Source organism: Pedobacter sp. KBW06, from assembly GCF_003852525.1.
In the GTDB taxonomy this organism is placed as follows: domain Bacteria; phylum Bacteroidota; class Bacteroidia; order Sphingobacteriales; family Sphingobacteriaceae; genus Pedobacter.
Genome location: NZ_QAJL01000001.1, coordinates 550,768 through 570,458 on the forward strand (window position 1 = coordinate 550,768; position 19,691 = coordinate 570,458).

The following is a 19,691-nucleotide window of genomic DNA, read 5'->3' on the forward strand; positions in this document are numbered from 1 at the left end:
ATATATGCACATAGCTATAGTTGGAAATATTGGCGCCGGTAAAACCACATTAACAGGATTATTGGCCAAACATTATGGCTGGGAAGCTTTATATGAAGCGGTAGAGGACAATCCTTATCTGGAAGATTTTTATAGCGACATGAAAAGGTGGAGCTTTAACCTGCAGATTTACTTTTTAAACAGCCGTTTTCAGCAGATTGTAGATATTGAAAGCAATAAACGTAATGTCATTCAGGACAGAACGATTTACGAAGATGCGCACATCTTTGCGGAAAACCTGCATGAAATGGGTTTGATGACGACCAGAGACCACCACAATTACCGGGCGATCTTTGAGAACATTACCTCTTTCATTAAACCTCCCGATGTACTGGTTTACCTGCGTGCATCTGTACCCACGCTGGTTAACAATATCCAACGCCGTGGCCGTGAGTATGAAGCGAGTATCCGCATCGATTATTTGTCCAAGCTAAATGAAAAATACGAAGCCTGGATTAAAGATTACAGTTTAGGAAAATTACTGATCCTGGATAAGGATAAGCTTGATTTCACGAACAATCCTGAAGATTTGGGTACGATCATTCAATCAATTGATGCAGAAATAAACGGTTTATTCTAAGATGAAAGTATTAGGTGTGATCCCTGCCCGCTACGCTTCCACCCGTTTCCCCGGGAAACCATTGGTGGATATTCAGGGGAAAAGCATGATCCGCCGGGTTTATGAACAGGCGGCTAAAGCCTCCGGAATAGATAAAGTAGTGGTTGCTACCGATGATGAACGCATTGCTGCAGAAGTTAAAAGTTTTGGCGGCGAATTCATCATGACGGGCAGTCAGCACCAAAGCGGTACTGATCGCTGTGCAGAAGTGGTGGGGCAGGTTCCCGGATTTGATGTGGTAGTGAATATCCAGGGTGATGAACCCTTTATTGACCCTGCACAAATCGACCTGCTGATTTCCTGCTTTACGGAACCGCAGGTGCAGCTGGCAACCTTAATCAAGGAAATCAATACGCATGAAGAGCTGTTCAACCACAACCTTCCGAAAGTGGTTCTGAACAGCAAAAGAGAAGCCGTTTACTTTAGCCGGCAAACGATTCCGTATATTAGAAATGCGGAAAAAGAAAACTGGCTGAAAGCACATCAGTTTTATAAGCACATCGGTATTTATGGTTATACAGTTCCTGTTTTACTGGAAATCACGAAACTCGCGCCCTCCAGCCTGGAAATCGCAGAAAGCCTGGAGCAATTGCGCTGGGTAGAAAATGGTTATTCCATTCAAACGAGGGTAACAACCATAGAAACCATTGCTATTGATACCCCTGAAGATCTGAATAAAATCATTCGCTCATGAGAAATACTTATTACGCCTTTCTGTTACTTTCCCTGGGATTCTTTGCTGCCTGCAACAGCAATACAGGAATAGAAGGGTCCCAAAACGGAAAAGTGAATGCAGAGGGCCAGACCTTATTGAAACCTTTCAGCGACTCGGTAAAATTGGATACGTTTAAAGTTGCCCTTAAAGGAGAATCGCTAAAAGACATGGTCATGAGCTTTAACATTACGGCACACGACGGGGCAAAAATCTATCAGAAAGATTTTAAGGCAACAGATCTGATCAAGAATTATGAATCGACCCTTGACCTTAAAAAGGAATCGAAACAAAAGGAATTTATTCAGCAGGAACTGAAACTGTTCTTTGAGGATGAGAATTTTCTGGAGCCTGCAGTGACAGAAAATGAAAACCCGGATGCCAATACCCCCGACAAAGCGTTCTTTGCGGAATTGAAGCGTTCAGGTCTAAACGGCTTCAAGTACAGGACATCAAATGAGCAAAAGGTATATATCGCCTGGTCTGAAAAGGAGCATAAAGTACTTCCCTACTATAGCTGCTGCAAGTAACATTCATAAAACATAACCCCTGAGGCGATCAAGAAAAGGCTTCCAGGTGCCAAAACAGCATATTTTCATTCGCTTTATGAAAAAAGTTGAAAATTATATTGCGATTAAAATATATTTTACATTATATTTAGATAATGAAACTGTAACAAACTAAATTATAAACAACCAAAACCAGCATATTCTAACCAAATATAATTTAAAAATTGCCCGGAATTTTTCGGGCATTTTTTTTTATCCTCAATTTTTCTCTCTAAAACCAACAATATTCCTGAAAATTAATAGTTACAAAAAAATAGTTATTAGATTTAGGAACTCTCGATGAAGTTACCCGGTAATTTATGCTGAAAAAAATTTTCATTTATATAATTTTCACTTTATTTTCTTTTACCGTTTTAGCACAAAAGGCAAGTATTAAAGGGATGGTTGTCGATACATTGGAGAAAAAGGTGCTGGAAAACAGCTCGGTGCTCTTGCTCCGTTCTACTGATTCTATATTGGTAAAAACGACACGTACGGATAAGGATGGGCGTTTTGAATGGAGTAATCTCGCTAAAGGCGACTACAAACTACTCATCAGCTATCCAAAAATGGCCGATTATATCCGCAATTTAAGAATCGCAGAAAATACAGTACTGGATCTGGGCAGCATCAATATGGAATTGAAATCAAAGCTGCTCAATGAAGTCGTCATCGCTGCAACAAAAAATGCCGTGCGCATGCGGGGCGACACCCTCGTCTTTCAGGCCGATAGTTTTGCTGTACGAACCAACGCCAATGTGCAGGAGCTTTTAAAAAGACTTCCCGGATTTGACATCGATAAAAACGGAATGATCAAAGCGCAGGGAAAAGAAGTAAAGACCGTACTGGTAGATGGGGATGAGTTTTTTGGAGATGATCCGCTGCTGGCTACAAAATACCTGAAAGCCAATGCCGTAGAAGAGGTGCAGGTGTATGACCGAAAGAGTAAAACCGCAGAATTAACCGGTATTGATGATGGGGTAAAGAACAAAACCATCAACATCAAGCTCAAAGAAAATGCGAAGAACGGATACCTGTCTACGTTGGATGCCAATGTCGGCAGTGATGCTTTTCAGGATTATGGCGGCATGATGGGCATCTTTAAAAACAAGCTGAAGACCGCTATTTTCGGTACCTATTCTACCCTGGACAACGAATCAAAGATCAACAATTCCATGCGAAAGCTGAAAGGCGAAGAATACGACCAGATCGAAGTTGGCGATGATGGCAGTTCGATCATGTATTCTTCCGGTGGTGATGACGATGACGATTATTATTCTTCTGCAGGCGGACTACCAAGTAATTTAAATCTGGGAGCACATTTCTCTGATAAATTCTACAACAATAAGATGGGCTTAAAGTTAAACTTTAAAGTTTTTGACAATAAGAACGAGAACATCAAAACTTCCAGTGCTCAGGAGCTCCTGCCCGATGGAAAACGCTTTTTCAGTAAAGGCAGGACAGAAGACCACTCCAAGGTGAACGGAGAGAATATCCGTGGCACGTATAACTATCACCTGGATTCTTTGTCTACACTTAAGATCTCCTTTGGTTTAAAAAAGAACAGAAGTTATACCGAATCCAATACGGTAAACGGCAGTACCAGCGAATCAGATAAAATCATCAGTCAGAACAGGCAGTCTAATATTGGCAGCGGTACCGCTGATGCTTTTAACGGAAACATCAACTGGTCCAGAAGGTTTCGAAAAAAAGGCCGGGTATTGTCCATCGATATTCAACCGGAAAACCAGAATAATAAAGGGCTGGAACGAAGTTTAAACCATACCGAATATTTTGACGCCGACGGATACTGGAACCGCAGCGAAGACATCAACCTGATCAAAGACAACTCAGGCACACAAAATTCTATCGGTACCAGGGTCAGTTATGCCGAAACATTGACCAAAAGGTGGTCTTTGGAAGCCGGCTATACCTTTAAAACCATTTCCTCCAGCAGTAACAGATTGGTTTCTGATTATGTAACGGGAGTGAAAACAAAGATAGATTCCCTGAGTAACAATTTTAAGTTCATTAACTTCTCGAATATCGGGAAAATGATCTTTCAGTATAAGGCAAAGAACTTCTCTATTTCCAGCGGACTGGAAGCAACGGTAACGACATTCGAACTGAAAGATCTTGACCGCGGCAGTAATTTTCAGCGCAAGTACCTGAACCTTTCCCCGCGAACCAATCTCTATTATAAACTCAGCAACAACACCAGTCTTGCGGTAAACTACAATGGCTTTACCCAACAGCCGAGCATTGAGCAGATTCAACCGGTAAGACAAATCAACAACCCGCTGTTCCAGGTAATCGGAAACTCTTTATTGAGGCCTTCTTTCACCAATAACTTTGGTGTTTCCTACAACAGCTTCCTGATGAATTCTGATCAATACATCTCCGGCTATCTGAATTACGGCTTTACCAACAATGCCATTGTAAACTCAGAGCATGTGGATGAGTTTAATAAAAGGATTTCCAGCTTTACCAATCTGGATGGAAACAATTCACTTAGTGGCAATATGTATTATTCAAAAGGATTTTCCAAGCTTCATTTCCGGATGGGACTGGACCTGAGTTTCTACAGGTCCAACAATGTCGCCATCATCAATGAGGTGAAAAACAAAACTGCAAATACCCAATATAATATAAAGGGTTCCTTCAACTATTATACCTCAAAAGTAGACCTTAGTTACTCCCCTTCTGCAACGATCATGTATGGCAAATCGTCTATTGGTGGAATCAACGATGGAAAAAGCATTACCCATAACCATGAATTATCAGGCACTGTCCAGCTTCCTTACCGCACGGAGTTTAACAGTACGGTTTCCATTTCCTTAAGACCGGCAAACTCTTCTTTTGGTCAGGACCTGAATGTAGTGATCTGGAACAGCTACCTGGCTACCAAGGTTGGGAAAAATGAAGCATTGGAACTAAAGCTAACAGTAACCGATATTCTGAATCAAAAGATTGGCTATAACAGATTTGTTGGAGGAAATGTGATTAGTGAAAACACATTTAGCTATATTCCGCGTTATGTATTATTTGGTGTAAGCTGGAATCTGAGTGGTAATTTCACGAAAACTCCTGTTAATAAATAAAGATGATGAAAAGGCTGGCCTCCTTCTTGCTTTTAATTTCTGCCTGGACAGGTCTGAAGGCCCAGCAGCTGTTTATTCCATACGGTAAAATCAGTTTTGAAAAAAAGGTCAACCTGCAGCGGAGCCTGGCAGAATGGGACATCCCCGATGAGGCCAAAGAAAAAATAAAAAAATACAAGGTTACGAACTGGGAATTGTCTTTTAGCCGCACAAAATCAATCTTTAAATCTGTAAAACAGGAAGAGGAACAATCAAACAATCTTTTTTTTGATTTTGCCGGAGAACCGGAAAATGAACTATACGCCGATTATCAAAAGCAGCAGAGGGTATTAAAAAAAAGAATCCTCGGAGATGACTACCTTTTGAATGATACCATTCCTAAGGTCGACTGGAAGATTATGCACGACGTGCGGAACATTGCCGGTTATGAATGCAGAAAAGCCATCGGCAGAATTAATGACACCGTTTATGTCGTTGCCTTTTATACAGATGAGATCTTACTGAGGGGTGGTCCTGAAGGATTCAGCGGTTTGCCGGGTATGATCTTAGGCCTTGCGATCCCCCGTTATTATACCACCTGGTTTGCCACAAAAGTTGCTGCATTTAACAGTCCTTCCTCAGACATTGTGCCTCCCTCCAAAGGAAAAAAAACAGAAACGGAGAAAGATTTAAAGAAATTGCTGGAATTATTTACCCGATATGATGAGCAAAAAAAAGAAAAACCTGAAGAGCAGAAAAAGCGGCTCTATGGTTTCGTGCTGTAACATTTTCAGCGATAAGCGCTTACCTCTTCTTTTCCCCGGACAATTTTATTTGTACAATTAGCCCTTCAGCTTCCGTTTTATTTGCTAACTTTGTATCCCGTACAAAAACAATAAAAGTAGCATAAAAGCTGCTTTTATATCAGAAACTCACAAAGCATGACTAAGTATATTTTTGTTACGGGCGGTGTTACTTCCTCATTAGGTAAGGGCATCATCTCCGCTTCATTAGCCAAATTATTACAAGCAAGAGGTTACAGTGTAGCCATTCAGAAATTTGATCCCTATATCAATATTGATCCGGGAACATTAAATCCGTATGAACATGGGGAATGTTATGTGACTGAGGACGGTGCTGAAACAGATCTTGACCTTGGTCATTATGAGCGTTTCCTGAACGTCCCTACTTCACAGGCAAACAACATTACTACCGGAAGGATTTATCAAAATGTGATCAACAAAGAGAGACAGGGAGAATATCTTGGAAAAACAGTCCAGGTAGTTCCTCACATCACTGATGAGATCAAACGCAACATGCGCATTTTAGGCGACAGCGGTAAATATGACATCGTTATCACTGAATTGGGCGGAACCGTTGGTGATATCGAATCTTTACCATTTATCGAAGCGGTACGTCAGTTTAAATGGGAAGAAGGTGCCAACAATGCAATTGTAATCCATTTAACACTAATCCCTTTCCTTGCTGCTGCCGGTGAGTTGAAAACAAAACCTACACAACACTCTGTAAAAGCATTATTGGAATACGGTATTCAACCGGATATCCTGGTATGCCGTACAGAACACCACATCAATGCAGATATCCGTAAAAAAATCGCCTTATTCTGTAATGTAAACATCAATGCAGTAGTAGAATCTATTGATGCTTCTACCATTTATGATGTTCCATTGCTAATGATGAAAGAGCAACTGGATAAAACAGTATTGAGCAAATTGAAACTTGCGCAAAAGAATGAGCCTGATATGGAAAGCTGGAAAGATTTCCTTGGCCGTTTAAAAAATCCTACTGCCGAAGTGAAGATTGGTCTGGTAGGTAAATATGTAGAACTTCCTGATGCTTATAAATCAATCATTGAATCTTTTGTACATGCAGGAGCTAAAAATGAATGTAAAGTAAAAGTAGAATATATTCATTCTGAGAGCATCCACCCGGAGAATGCAAAAGAACGTCTGGCACATTTAGACGGTGTATTGGTTGCTCCTGGTTTTGGAAGCCGCGGTATTGAAGGGAAAATTGATGCCATTAAATATGTACGTGAACATGATGTTCCTTTCTTTGGGATCTGTTTGGGAATGCAGTGTGCGGTGATCGAGTATGGCAGAAACGTTTTAGGTTTGAAAGATGCCAATACCACTGAAATTGATGAGAACACTGTAAATCCTGTGATCAATATGATGGAAGATCAGAAAGCGATCACCAATAAAGGTGGTACCATGCGTTTGGGATCTTATCCATGTGACCTTAAAAAGGGAACTAAAGCTTATGCAGCTTATGGCAAAACCCACATCTCTGAGCGTCACAGACATCGTTATGAATTTAATAATGATTATCTGGCTCAATATGAAGCATCAGGAATGATCGCTTCAGGACTAAATCCTGACAGCCATTTGGTAGAGATTGTGGAGTTGAAAAACCATCCTTTCTTCGTTGGTGGACAATTTCACCCAGAATTAAAATCAACAGTTGCTAATCCTCACCCACTTTTTGTTAAATTTGTCGCCGCCGCGATGGAATTTGCGAAGAAGAAAATAAAATAATACGAGTTTAAATAACAATAATGGATAGAAATACGTTTACAGGCCTGTTCCTGATCATGATCGTTTTGGCCGGTTCTTTTTACTTTTTTGGCCCCAGTCAGACTGAAATCAATAAAGAAAAGGAAAGAATTGCAGCAGATTCTTTGAAGAAAGTTGCCGCCGCTACGAAAACTACTGCTCCTGCAACTGCAGCAGCGAAACCTGCTGTAGATTCAGCAACATTATCAGGTCCTTTTGGTGGCAGCATTGCAGGTACCGTTCAAACTACCGTTCTGGAGAATGAAAACCTTAAATTAACGCTAACCAATAAAGGTGGTAAAATTTTATCTGTAGAGGTAAAAGGCCAGAAAACCTACGATGGAAAGCCGGTCATCTTATTTGATGGAGATCAGAATAAGTTTGGCTTAAAAATGAACATTGGCGGTAAAGAAGTAAATACCAACGACCTTTATTTTGCAGCGACAAAAACAGGAAACCTGGTAAGCATGCGTGCCAATTACCTGGGTGATAAATACATTGAGTATACTTATGACCTGAAGCCTAAAGGCAATAACGTAGCTTTCAATATTAACCTGAACGGTTTAAATCAGGTGATTCAAACAGATTCTATCGCCCTGAACTGGGAGACGACTTTGCTGGAACAGGAAAAATCAGGTAAAAAAGAAAAAGAGCATGCTGCTCCTTTTTATAAATACGTAAACGAAACTCCGAGCCATTTGAGCATTGCTAAAGATGAAACGGAAGAACTGAAAAAAGGAAAAATCGAATGGTTCTCCTTCAAACAACAGTTTTTCTCTGCAGTATTGTTGCCTAAAGTAGCTTTTGAAAGTGGAAAACTGGGTGTTACCGTGTTGACACAACCAGGAGAGATCAAACGTTATTCGGCAGACATGAAAATGCATTTCGGACAACTGGCTACTCAAAACTATGCAATGGATTTCTACTTCGGTACCAATAAATTCGATGTATTAAAAGCACAGGGTCACGAAATTGAGAAACAGGTAGATATGGGTTACTGGCCATTGAAATACATCAACAGGTTTGTGGTATTGCCGGTATTTAAATTCCTGGAAGGCTTTGGATGGAACTATGGTCTGATTATTCTGATCTTAACCATCCTGTTGAAAGTAGCGATGTCTCCTTTGACTTACAAATCTTATATCTCGATGGCTAAGATGAGAATTCTTAAACCGGAGATGGATGTGATTAAAGCTAAAGTCGGTGACGATAACCCTACCCTATTGCAACAGGAATACCTGAAACTGTATAAGCAGGTCGGCGTAAATCCTCTGGGAGGTTGTTTACCAATGCTCCTTCAGCTTCCTTTCGTAATGGCCTTCTTCTTCTTTTTCCCGAACTTATTTGAGTTAAGGGGAGAAAGCTTCCTATGGATGAAAGATCTTTCCACCTATGATGATTTCATCAAATTTGGATTCACCATTCCGTTCATCGGAGATCACCTGAGTCTGATGTGTGTATTGATGACGATTTCTACGTTGATCTATACTTATTTTAACAACCAGATCTCTGGTGCTACAGGACAAATGAAATACATTGGATACATTATGCCAGTGGTTTTCTTAGGGGTACTGAACAGCTATCCTTCTGGATTAAATTATTATTACTTCCTGGCGAATATGTTGACTTTCGCACAGCAGTTCCTGATCAAATCTATGGTTGATGACGAGAAGATTCACCGTACTTTACAGGAGAATAAAACAAAACCTGTGGAAACGAAAAAGAAATCTAAATTTCAAGCGAGATTAGACGATTACATGCGTCAGCAACAACAAACGCAGATCCAGTCTAAAAAAAATAAATAGTCTTTTACAGACAATAAAAGACCATTTCATGGTCAACATAGCCGGAAGATTTTATCTTCCGGCTTTTTTATTCCCCTTTTCTCCGCCATTGCGGCACTCTTCTCCCTAAGACGCCTGATACATTGTCTTTTTTCAGCTAACGCAGATCATTCGCATAACCCCGGTTGAAAAGGCTGTAAGCCCTGGCAGGCCCTTTCAACCCCTATCCTTAGCCTGCACCAGACTATGGTAATTCAGACACTGCATGCCTTTCTTTAAGGCCTAAGATGTCCCCAAATAGAACGAAGGGCCCCTTTTTATTGTAAAAATTTGGTTTGTAATGAGGATATCTGTTAAAAAATCACAATTTTTAACAAAAATACCTTTTTATGATGCACAAAAAACTTACTCTAATTTTTCTATTGTTTGGCAGCGCCGCCTTCGCGCAGAAAAAACCGCTGGATCATAGCGTTTATGATTCCTGGGAATCTGTCGGCGCAAAGCAACTTTCCAACAATGGCCAATGGGCGATGTATGGAATTAATCCCCAGGAAGGAGATGCGAATCTATACCTGAGTAACCTGATCAACAATTCAAAAATAAAAGTACATAGGGCTACAAATGCACAATTCAGTGCAGATTCAAAATATGCTGTTTTTGCTATTAAAGCATTTCAAAAAGACATCCGTCAGGCTAAAATTAAAAAGAAGAAAGCCGACGACATGCCAAAAGACAGCTTAGGGCTCGCCAACCTGACCAGCCTGGGCATCGTAAAAATCGCCCGTGTAAAGTCTTTCAAAATGCCTGAAAAGGTAGGAGGCTTCCTTGCCTATCAATTGGAAAAACCAGTAGATACCACAAAAAAAACGCCTGCTTCCGCTAGCCCTGATAAAAAAGACAACCAGGATTTCTTCGCTGATGATGAACCTGCAAATGCAGCAAAACAGGAAGGAACAGACCTGATCTTCAAAAACCTGACTACAGGACAGGAACGTATTTTCAAATATGTAAGCGAGTATGCTTTCAGCAAAAATGGAAAACAGCTTGTTTTTGCCTGTACAGGTGCAAAGAAAGACAAATCAGCTCCCACAGGTGTCTTTACTTTGAATACAGAAAAAGGAACTTTGAAAACACTCGTTAAAGGAAAAGGAACATTTAAAAACTTTGCCTTTGCTGAAGATGGAGAATACCTTGCTTTTGTTGGAGAGCAAAGTCCGGAGAAAACAGAGATCAAAACCTATAATGTATATTACAATTCACTATCCTTAGATACGGCACAAATCCTGGTCGACAATGAGATTCCGGGAATGCCTGCAAAATGGGCAGTTAGTGGTGATGGAAAAGTAAACTTCAGCAAAGACGGAACCAAATTATTTTTTGGTATTGCTCCTGTTAAAAAAGCAAAGGATACGACATTGGTAGACTTTGAAAATGCAAAACTGGATATATGGGGATATAAAGACGATTATTTGCAACCGATGCAATTGAAAAATGCCGAACGTGATTCAAAAAAATCTTACCTCAGTGCAATTGAAATCTTCAACAGCGATCCTAAAATCGTCCCTTTAACAGACCTTAAATTACCAGATGCTACCATCATTAATGAGGGAAATACACCTTTCGCATTGGCTTCTACTGATTTTGGAAACAGAATTCAGCAACAATGGACGGCAAACTCCATCAGAGATTATTACCTGGTTGATGTAAAAACAGGCAGCAGAAAGAAAATCATTGAAGGCCTGAGTGGCAATGCCTTTGCCTCTCCAAACGGAAAATATGTCATTTATTTTGACCAGACCAAATCCAGCTGGTATACCTATGCGATTGCTACCGGCAAAGTAACCCATTTAAACAATGGCATGAACGTAAAACTGGTAGATGAGGAAAATGATGTACCGGACGATCCTTCTGCTTATGGAATCGCTGCCTGGACGGAAGAAGATAAAACCGTTTTAATCTACGACAGATACGACATCTGGGAATTCTCTCCTGAAGGAAAAAATCCACCTAAAAATATGACCAACGGATTCGGCAGACAAAACAGCCTGACTTTCCGTTACCAAAAATTAGATCCGGAAAGCCGTTTCCTTGGAAAGAAAGAAACGATCATCATGGATGTGTTAAACAACAACACCAAGGAGAATGGTTTCTACAAAGCAAATGTTGGCGACACCAAAAATCCGGAGCTGATCGTCATGGCTAAGTTTAAATATTCCAATCTTGTAAAAGCGAAAGATGCAGAAGAATACATCTACGACAAAGGAAATTACAGCATCTCTCCTGACGTATATGTTTCCAAAGACCTGAAAACAGAAACCAAATTGAGCAATACCAACCCTCAGCAACAAAACTACAACTGGGGAACTGCAGAACTGGTAAAATGGGAAACGCCTAAAGGATATAAATCCACTGGGATCCTGTACAAACCGGAGAACTTTGACCCGGCAAAAAAATACCCGATGATTGTTTATTTCTATGAAAAGCTTTCTGATGGTTTGTATAGTTATAATGCACCAGCTCCTACTCCATCCCGTTTAAACATCCCTTTCTTTGTGAGCAATGGCTACCTGGTTTTTGCACCGGACATTAGCTATGAAAAAGGATATCCTGGAAAATCTGCCGAAGAGTTTATCAATTCGGGAGTAGAATCCTTAAAGAAAAACGCCTGGGTTGACGGTACCAAGATCGGGATTCAGGGACAAAGCTGGGGTGGTTATCAGGTGGCCCACCTGATCACAAGAACCAATATGTATGCTGCAGCATGGTCTGGTGCACCGGTAGTCAACATGACCTCTGCTTATGGCGGAATGCGTTGGGAAACTGGAATGAACAGACAGTTCCAATACGAAAAAACACAAAGCAGAATCGGGGCAACCTTATGGGAGAAACCGGAATTGTATATCGAGAACTCACCTTTGTTCTTTTTACCTAAGGTCAATACCCCGGTAGTGATCATGGCAAACGATGCCGATGGTGCCGTACCATGGTACCAGGGAATAGAGATGTTTACCGGATTAAGACGCTTAGGCAAACCAGTCTGGATGTTAAACTACAACAACGAAGCACACAACCTGGTACAACGTCAAAACAGAAAAGACATTCAGATCAGAGAACAGCAGTTCTTTGATTATTACCTGAAAGGTGCAAAAGCACCAGCATGGATGACCTCTGGAATTCCTGCCACAGAAAAAGGAAAAACATGGGGTTTTGAACTGACAGACGAAAAACCATAATCATTTAAAAGGTCCTGCAAAGTTTGCAGGACCTTTTGCTTTTTATCTATTTTTATCCGGACCTGCATTTTATTCTGCTTTATAAACGGATTATTAGAATCAAAACTATAAATTTAACGACTCAACTAATTTTATTTTAATGGCTTTAAGTAGAATCTGGTCCGCTTTCATCATCATTGCGATTGTGGTTGCCAGTATAAAATGTTTCTTTTTAGGCGAAACCGAAATCTTCAACCTAATGATCGTTGGAAAAGCCAGTGATGCAGGAAATGTGTTAAAAGTAGATGGCATCATTGAAACCTGCTGGACGGCAGTAAATATCTGCCTGAAACTGATCGGTATCATGGCGCTGTTTATGGGCTTTATGGCCATCGCCGAAAGAGCCGGAGGCATCCGCTTATTGTCCAGAATCATTGGACCGTTCTTCTCCAAACTTTTCCCCGACATCCCAAAGGGACACCCTGCAACCGGACACATGGTAATGAATTTCTCGGCCAACTTACTGGGCCTGGATAATGCAGCCACACCTTTCGGATTAAAAACCATGGAGAGCTTACAGGAACTTAATCCAAGCAAAGATACCGCCTCCAATGCACAGATCATGTTCCTTTGTTTACATGCCTCTGGTTTAACCTTGATTCCGGTAAGTATCATTGCCGTACGGGCTTCTTTAAATTCAGCCAATCCTACAGATATTTTTATCCCCTGTATGATCGCTACCTTTGTAGCCACCATGGCGGCCATGTTCATTGTTTCTTTCAAGCAAAAAATCAATGTTTTTCAACCGGTAATCCTGAGCTGGGTATTAGGTCTTTCTTCTGTAATTGCATTATTGGTTTTATACCTGACCAGTCTGACCACTGCCGGCTTACAGCAATTCTCAGGGATTCTGAGCAATGGTTTATTGCTCTTAATATTTCTGCTGATTGTACTTGGCGGACTTTATAAAAAGATCAATGTATATGATGCTTTTGTAGAAGGTGCCAAAGGTGGTTTTGATACCGCCATACGCATTATCCCCTATCTGGTGGGTATGTTGATCGCCATCAGTTTATTGCGCACCAGCGGCACCTTTGATATGGTGATCAATGGATTAAAACATGTATGTACTTTATTAGGTGCAGATTCCCGTTTTATCGATGGCATTCCCACCGCACTGATCAGACCATTGAGCGGCAGTGGGGCAAGAGGAATGATGATTGATACGATGACCACACATGGACCGGACTCCTTTGCAGGAAGGTTATCCAGTATCTTACAAGGCTCTTCAGACACTACATTTTATGTAATTGCAGTATATTTCGGCTCTGTGAGCGTCACCAATACCCGGTATGCGATTGGTGCAATGCTGCTGGCTGACCTGGTAGGTGTTTGTACCGCTATAGGCTTATGTTATATGTTCTTTGGATAACAGGAAATCCATTTATGAAAAAGGCAGGTATTTTTTGAATACCTGCCTTTTTTGTGTTTATGGTTTATCCCACCATACCCTTGCATTGAGGTCGTCCGCTCCCCCATAAGGGAAAGCCGCAACTGCGGCCGAGTAGTTTGGTCCATTGTTTGAAATTTCCTGGGTAGGATATCCTTCTCTTCTTGGAATAGCAAGATTGTTATTGTTCGGAGCAGGATTTAGCAAAGGATAACCCGTTCTTCTCCATTCTGCCCAGCCTTCATAGCCATGCATGAAAAGGTGGATCCAGCGTTGTTCTGCAATCTGACGAAGTCCTGTAGCCGGATTATAAGCAACTTGTGGCTGCGCTATAAATGTAGCGGCACTGCCGGCACTTTTCGTCCATTGAAGAATGGATTGTTCAATCGCCTTATCATAATTGACCTTCGCATCTCCATCTCCACCCGGGATCCAGCCCAATTTTGCGGCTTCTGCTTTTGCAAACAAAGCCTGCGCATAAGTCACCAGATAAGTAGGTGAATTTTGCTGACGCAATGCCGATCCCAATAAAGAAATATTATTGATCACTACAGATACAGAACCTGGAAGTCCGTATTCTAACCCTACATAATTACCAGCCACATTTTTATCTGCAAAAACCGGTAACCGGGGGTCATTTAATGGTTGCATATAGTCAACAACCGTTTTGCTCACTGCAAACCAGTTCCTTTTTAAACGCCCGAAAGAAGTGTACCAAAAGTTCTCATTGACTTTATCCACCAGATGAACATAAGTAAAGTTATCCTCATTCTTCTCCATAATCCCGTTCGCCAGGCTTTTCTTAAATTCGTCGGCACCTTTAACCGGATCTACTTTCGAAAGTCTTAATGCCATTAACAGGTGAATGGTATTGCCCAATTTTTTCCATTTAACCATATCTCCACCGTAAATAATATCATTTTTGATATTACCGGCAACAAACGCCGCGTTTGCTTCATCCAGCAATTTGAAAAGGTCGTTATAGATTTGTTGCTGTGTATCGTACTTAGGCGTAAAATCTGCACGACCCTGAAAGGCCTCCGAATATGGAACAAGCCCCCATCGATCGGTAACATGCCAGAAATAATAGGCCTTCATGATCTTGGCTACGGCGATCTGGTTGGCGATGGGCCCTTCATTTGGATTATTTGCCACTTTGATCGCCTCTGTGAGGTTCATTAATGGCCCGGCATAGATGGGGTAAAAATTAAAATTAACGGTGTTATAACGGCTATTATCCGTAAAAGTGGTCCCGGAAATATATTGGGGATAATGAATTCCATAAGGAGATGCATTTTTATCGAATGCAGAACCAATATCAGGTAAAGATTGCTGTGCACTCGCAATCAGCTGCGTTGCTGAAGCCTTCTCCGGATTATTGGGATCTATATTGATGTCATCATCAAATTTATTGCAGCCTGTTGTTGTTAAAGCAAGAACAGCAATCAGGCACATGTTATATAGTTGTTTCATTTGAGTATAGATTAAAATGTCAGATTCAGGTTAATACCATAAGAACGTACCGTTTGAAACTCTCCTTTTTCCAACCAGCTGATAGAGGCGCTTCCGGTAGACAATTCAGATGGGTCGAGTCCTTTTGGTGCTTTCTGCCAGATCATCGCTGGATTTCTGGCCACCACAGCAAGCTTAGCCGTTTTGAAAGGGGTTTTCTTCATAAAACCTTCTGTAAAATTGTAACCGATGCTCACTTCTCTCAGTTTGATATAAGAAGCGCTGTATAACCATTCCTCATAGACTTTAGTTCCAATGGAGTTTCTGAAATAAGACCTGGCGTCTACATATCCATTAAATTCCTGTCCACTTACATCTACGCCGGCGATTTTTGTTCCGGGACCATAGATTCCATTCAACTTAACCCCTCCATTATTAGCCAGGGGATCACGTACATTTGCGCCCCTATCGTTCATTACAGCGGTCTCTGCTCCCTGTCCTGATTTTGTAGCCAGCATTTTTGTCCAGCTAAAAAATTTCCCTCCACTTTGAAAATCAATCATGGCTGAGATATCGAATTTCCCGATTTTAAAGTTATTCAGAAATCCTCCGGTGAACTCAGGCAATACACTTCCGAAATCATGATTGGTTTCGATTAAAGGCAGGTTATCCGCTCCTAAAAGAATCTTTCCACTCTGAGGATCTCTGGCATAGGCTTGCCCAACCAGGCTTCCGAAACTTTTATTAACTGTTGCATTCAGGTACATGTTTACACTGGAATAGGTATTTATATCCAGCTGGTATACCGTCAGGTCCTGATACAGTTCTTTAATAATACTTTTATTATGGTTAAAGTTCAAGGTGGCATCCCAACTGAACAGCTTGGAACGGACAGGCGTTCCGGACAAGGAGAATTCAATTCCCTGATTTTGAATCATCCCGGCATTTACTACGTTTGTTGTATATCCACTCGCGCCTGATACCGAAAGATTGATGATCTGATTTTTATTTTTCTGTTGATAATAAGTGAATTCAAAACCCAACCTGTTGCTCAGAAACTTCAGGTCCGTTCCTACTTCAAAGGAATTTGCGAAAGCAGGTTTTATATTCGGGTTGTTCAGCTTATCCGGAACGAATAAGGTATTGATGTTCACATCTGTATTTTTATAAACACTTCCCGGAGAGTAGTAAGGTTCTACCTGATAAGGTCGAAGGTCAGAACCTGCAAGGGCATAGCTGGCCCTTAGCTTACCAAAAGAAAGCGGCTCCCATTTCAGCAACTGGCTGAAGACGAAGCTACCTGAGACCGAATAGTACCAATAGGAATTGTTATTTTTCGGCAATGCCGAGGAGTTGTCGTTTCTAAGGGAGGCATCTAAGAAATAGGTATCCTTATACCCTACTGAAGCCATGGCATAAGCACTGCGAACTTCCTTTCTACGCAAATATGAGGTGCTTTCCGGACGATCAACAGAAGCAGCCATACTGTAAAAGTCGGGGCTTGACAAACCGCCTACCGTGGCCTGAAAGGTTTGTGTAAACTTCTCCGTATACAAATTGGCACCAAGATTTCCCGTTAAAGAGATGTCGCCAAACTGCTTATTATATTGTCCCAGGAACTCGTAGTTATTGTCAATTCCCTGGTATTTACCTACAGAATAAGCATCGTCCAGACGGCCGCCGAAAGCTTCCTTATGAGAGATATTTTGTGTATACCTGTCTGAACGTACAAAAGCGCTTAATTTCAATTCCGGTAAGACCTGATAATTCAGGTTTACATCGCCAAATAAACGGTCGCGATCATCATTGTTTAGACTTCTGTAGGCATCAAAAAAAGGATTATTCCAGTCGCTGGGCCTATTATTAGCACTGGTGATCATCCCCGTGCTGGTATTCGGATTCACATTCCAATTCATGATCGTTCCATCGGCATATTGATAATTACGCAATCTGTCGATGTCTATATTTCGCTGGAACCATTGGGTAGCTCCGGAGAAAGACCCCTGATATCCCTGTTCCGGCCGCTGCCCGTTATTGTTGGCATAATTTGCGTTTACGCCAACGGTCAGTTTATCGGTCAGCTTCAGGTCAGAACTTAAACTCAGGTTATTTCTTTTCAGCCAGGTATTAGGGATGGTTCCATTAATATAGGCGTTGTTATAAGACAAACGATAAGAAGAGTTTTCATTTCCACCGGTCACAGAGATGCTGTTATTAATGTTCTTTCCGGTTTCGTAGAAATTGCGGATATTATTGGGTTGTGGAACAAATGGCGTTAACTTTCCGTAATCCGCATCCTGAGGGTAAAAGCTATAATACATTCGTACCGGAGTACCATCCATTTTTGGACCCCAGCTTTCGTCATTTCCATTGATGTACTTATCTCCGTTGGCCAGGGTCTGGAAAGTCTGGTTATTACCTACCCCATAAATATTTTGCAAAGGCAGAAAATTGCTGACCTTTTCAATCGAGAAACCTGAATTGAAACGTACATCTACTTTTTTAGCCCCCTTACTCCCCTTTCTTGTCGTAATCATGATCACGCCGTTTTGTCCGCGGATTCCATAAAGTGCCGAAGCTGCTGCGCCTTTCAAAACATTTAAGGATTCGATATCCTCCGGATTGATGTCCTGAGAGATATTGCCGAGATCCACACCATTTCCACTGTCGGTACTGAAGTTGGCATCAGAGATGGGCGTACCATCTACAACAATCAATGGAGCGCTGCTGCCACTTAATGAGTTAACACCACGGATTTTGATCTTCTGCGTTCCTCCCATGCTTGCACCCGAGGAGCCAACAACCTGTACCCCGGCCACTTTTCCTGCCAGAGAGCCCAGTACATTTTGCTCTTTTGTCATCGTCAGGTTATCCCCTTTGACCGTTTGTGTCGAATAACCGATAGATTTTTCACTTCGTTTGATGCCCAACGCAGTCACCACTACTTCTGTGAGTGATGTTTCATCCGGCATCAAGTTAATATTGATCAATGTGCGGTTGTTAACAGGAACCTCCTGTGTCAAAAAACCGAGGTATTTTACAACAAGTGTTGTTGCATTGGCCGGCAAGGTAAGGCTATAAGTACCATCCGGCTGAGTTGAAGTTCCTGAGGTGCTGCCTTTGACAAGGACACTTGCACCCGGAATGCCTGCTCCATTACCTGCATCACTCACCTTTCCCCGAACAATTTGCTGGGCAAAACCACTGAATGCGAATAAAATAAAACAGGAACAAATAAGGGTAAATCTTTTGTTCATTTGGTTAGTATTTAAGTTTCGATAAAGGAAAATACTAAAAAAATGACGGTAATATCAATATATTATTCGCTTTAGCTAAATTGATACACGATTACCATTAAATGGATATTTAAGGTATAAATATTTACAAAAACAGAAAATAACTAAGCAAGTTTGCTTAGCGACAGGCGGTTGATAATTTGTTCGAGTATCCCAGGTTCGACACTTGTATATTTTGAAGATCTCCAGGTACTGGAGGAATCCAGCCATACGCAAAAGGAATGATAGCCATCCAATACTACGGCATACGTTTCATGAAAATCGTCCTGAATCCTCATGCAAAAACCTTTCACAGGTTTTCCCTGAACATCAAATTGAAAGTTGAGATAATTACTTAGCATATTTATATGAGGTTAGGTATTGACAACAAATTTATTGTCGAAATGTTTAGGTAATCTTAACTAAATAATATTTAATTGTGAAATGAGCAAACGTTTTGTACATCCTGTTGTTCCAGTATTTACATCAGTTTAATAATTACTTCCATTTATCAATATGTCAGACAAACAAATTACCGCAATAACCGAACTGGACAGGTCAAATTACAAAACAAAAGTGTATTCCGATGGACACTTTATTTACTCCGATGAGCCTGAAGACCTTGGTGGAACAAATGAAGGGATGGCACCTGGTGCATTGTTGCTTGCCAGCCTGGGTAGCTGTACAGCCATTACGATAAGGATGTATGCAGACAGAAAGGAGCTTAACCTCGAATTTATCCGGATTGAGCTGGCGATATGCAAGGAAAAAGACATGAACGAGGCTACCGTAATCACCAGAAAAATTGAATTAACCGGAGCGCTGACAGGAGAGCAACATGACCGCTTGATGCAAATCGCAGATAAATGTCCGATTCATAAGATTTTGAGTAACCCGATTAAGATCGAAACTCAGGTTTAATGTTGAAAACAGAAAGCTCCTCT

General features: G+C 41.1%; 13 protein-coding genes. 10 read left to right on the forward strand and 3 right to left on the reverse strand.

The genetic code is table 11. The features are described from left to right. The first annotated feature begins 4 nt into the window (after nucleotides 1-4). The 9 genes from DBR43_RS02215 (at nucleotide 5) to DBR43_RS02255 (ending at nucleotide 14,002) form a co-directional block, all read left to right on the forward strand. The gene (locus DBR43_RS02215) at nucleotides 5-619 is read left to right on the forward strand and encodes a deoxynucleoside kinase (protein WP_074605561.1); all 615 of its coding nucleotides are present in this window, start codon (nucleotides 5-7) and stop codon (nucleotides 617-619) included. Nucleotide 620: 1 nt separating this feature from the next. Continuing rightward, complete coding sequence (kdsB, locus tag DBR43_RS02220; RefSeq protein WP_124577500.1) at nucleotides 621-1,352, forward strand: 3-deoxy-manno-octulosonate cytidylyltransferase; 732 nt, start codon at nucleotides 621-623, stop codon at nucleotides 1,350-1,352. Continuing rightward, on the forward strand, nucleotides 1,349-1,900 hold the full coding sequence (locus DBR43_RS02225) for a hypothetical protein (protein ID WP_124577501.1): 552 nt from the start codon (nucleotides 1,349-1,351) through the stop codon (nucleotides 1,898-1,900). Before kdsB ends, DBR43_RS02225 begins: the two co-directional genes overlap by 4 nt. Nucleotides 1,901-2,238: 338 nt before the next feature. After that, a complete protein-coding gene (locus DBR43_RS02230) occupies nucleotides 2,239-5,019 on the forward strand; it encodes an outer membrane beta-barrel protein (protein WP_124577503.1) in 2,781 nt (926 codons plus the stop codon). Between the two features lie 2 nt (nucleotides 5,020-5,021). Then, nucleotides 5,022-5,783 (forward strand): GLPGLI family protein, encoded by a 762-nt coding sequence (locus tag DBR43_RS02235; protein ID WP_124577505.1) that lies wholly within the window; start codon nucleotides 5,022-5,024, stop codon nucleotides 5,781-5,783. 156 nt (nucleotides 5,784-5,939) lie between these two features. Beyond that, complete coding sequence (locus tag DBR43_RS02240) at nucleotides 5,940-7,556, forward strand: CTP synthase (RefSeq protein WP_124577507.1); 1,617 nt, start codon at nucleotides 5,940-5,942, stop codon at nucleotides 7,554-7,556. Between the two features lie 20 nt (nucleotides 7,557-7,576). Then, on the forward strand, nucleotides 7,577-9,379 hold the full coding sequence (gene yidC, locus DBR43_RS02245; RefSeq protein WP_124577509.1) for a membrane protein insertase YidC: 1,803 nt from the start codon (nucleotides 7,577-7,579) through the stop codon (nucleotides 9,377-9,379). Nucleotides 9,380-9,747: 368 nt separating this feature from the next. Beyond that, nucleotides 9,748-12,591, forward strand: a complete 2,844-nt coding sequence (locus DBR43_RS02250; RefSeq protein ID WP_233602804.1) for a prolyl oligopeptidase family serine peptidase — start codon at nucleotides 9,748-9,750, stop codon at nucleotides 12,589-12,591. A gap of 139 nt (nucleotides 12,592-12,730) precedes the next feature. Further along, nucleotides 12,731-14,002 carry a nucleoside recognition domain-containing protein gene (locus DBR43_RS02255; RefSeq protein ID WP_124577511.1) on the forward strand — a complete coding sequence of 424 codons (1,272 nt, stop codon included), beginning with the start codon at nucleotides 12,731-12,733 and terminating at the stop codon, nucleotides 14,000-14,002. Between the two features lie 57 nt (nucleotides 14,003-14,059). On the opposite strand, the gene DBR43_RS02260 is transcribed toward DBR43_RS02255, so the two are convergent. The 3 genes from DBR43_RS02260 to DBR43_RS02270 form a co-directional block, all read right to left on the reverse strand. Continuing rightward, entirely contained in the window at nucleotides 14,060-15,493 is a 1,434-nt protein-coding gene (locus DBR43_RS02260) for a SusD/RagB family nutrient-binding outer membrane lipoprotein (protein WP_124577513.1), read from the reverse strand. An 11-nt stretch (nucleotides 15,494-15,504) separates the two neighbouring features. Next, entirely contained in the window at nucleotides 15,505-18,729 is a 3,225-nt protein-coding gene (locus DBR43_RS02265; protein ID WP_124577515.1) for a SusC/RagA family TonB-linked outer membrane protein, read from the reverse strand. Nucleotides 18,730-18,872: 143 nt separating this feature from the next. Then, complete coding sequence (locus DBR43_RS02270) at nucleotides 18,873-19,109, reverse strand: hypothetical protein (RefSeq protein WP_124577517.1); 237 nt, start codon at nucleotides 19,107-19,109, stop codon at nucleotides 18,873-18,875. A gap of 154 nt (nucleotides 19,110-19,263) precedes the next feature. Between DBR43_RS02270 and DBR43_RS02275 the strand changes: the two genes are divergently transcribed. Beyond that, nucleotides 19,264-19,668 carry an OsmC family protein gene (locus DBR43_RS02275; protein WP_124577519.1) on the forward strand — a complete coding sequence of 135 codons (405 nt, stop codon included), beginning with the start codon at nucleotides 19,264-19,266 and terminating at the stop codon, nucleotides 19,666-19,668. Nucleotides 19,669-19,691: the final 23 nt, after the last annotated feature.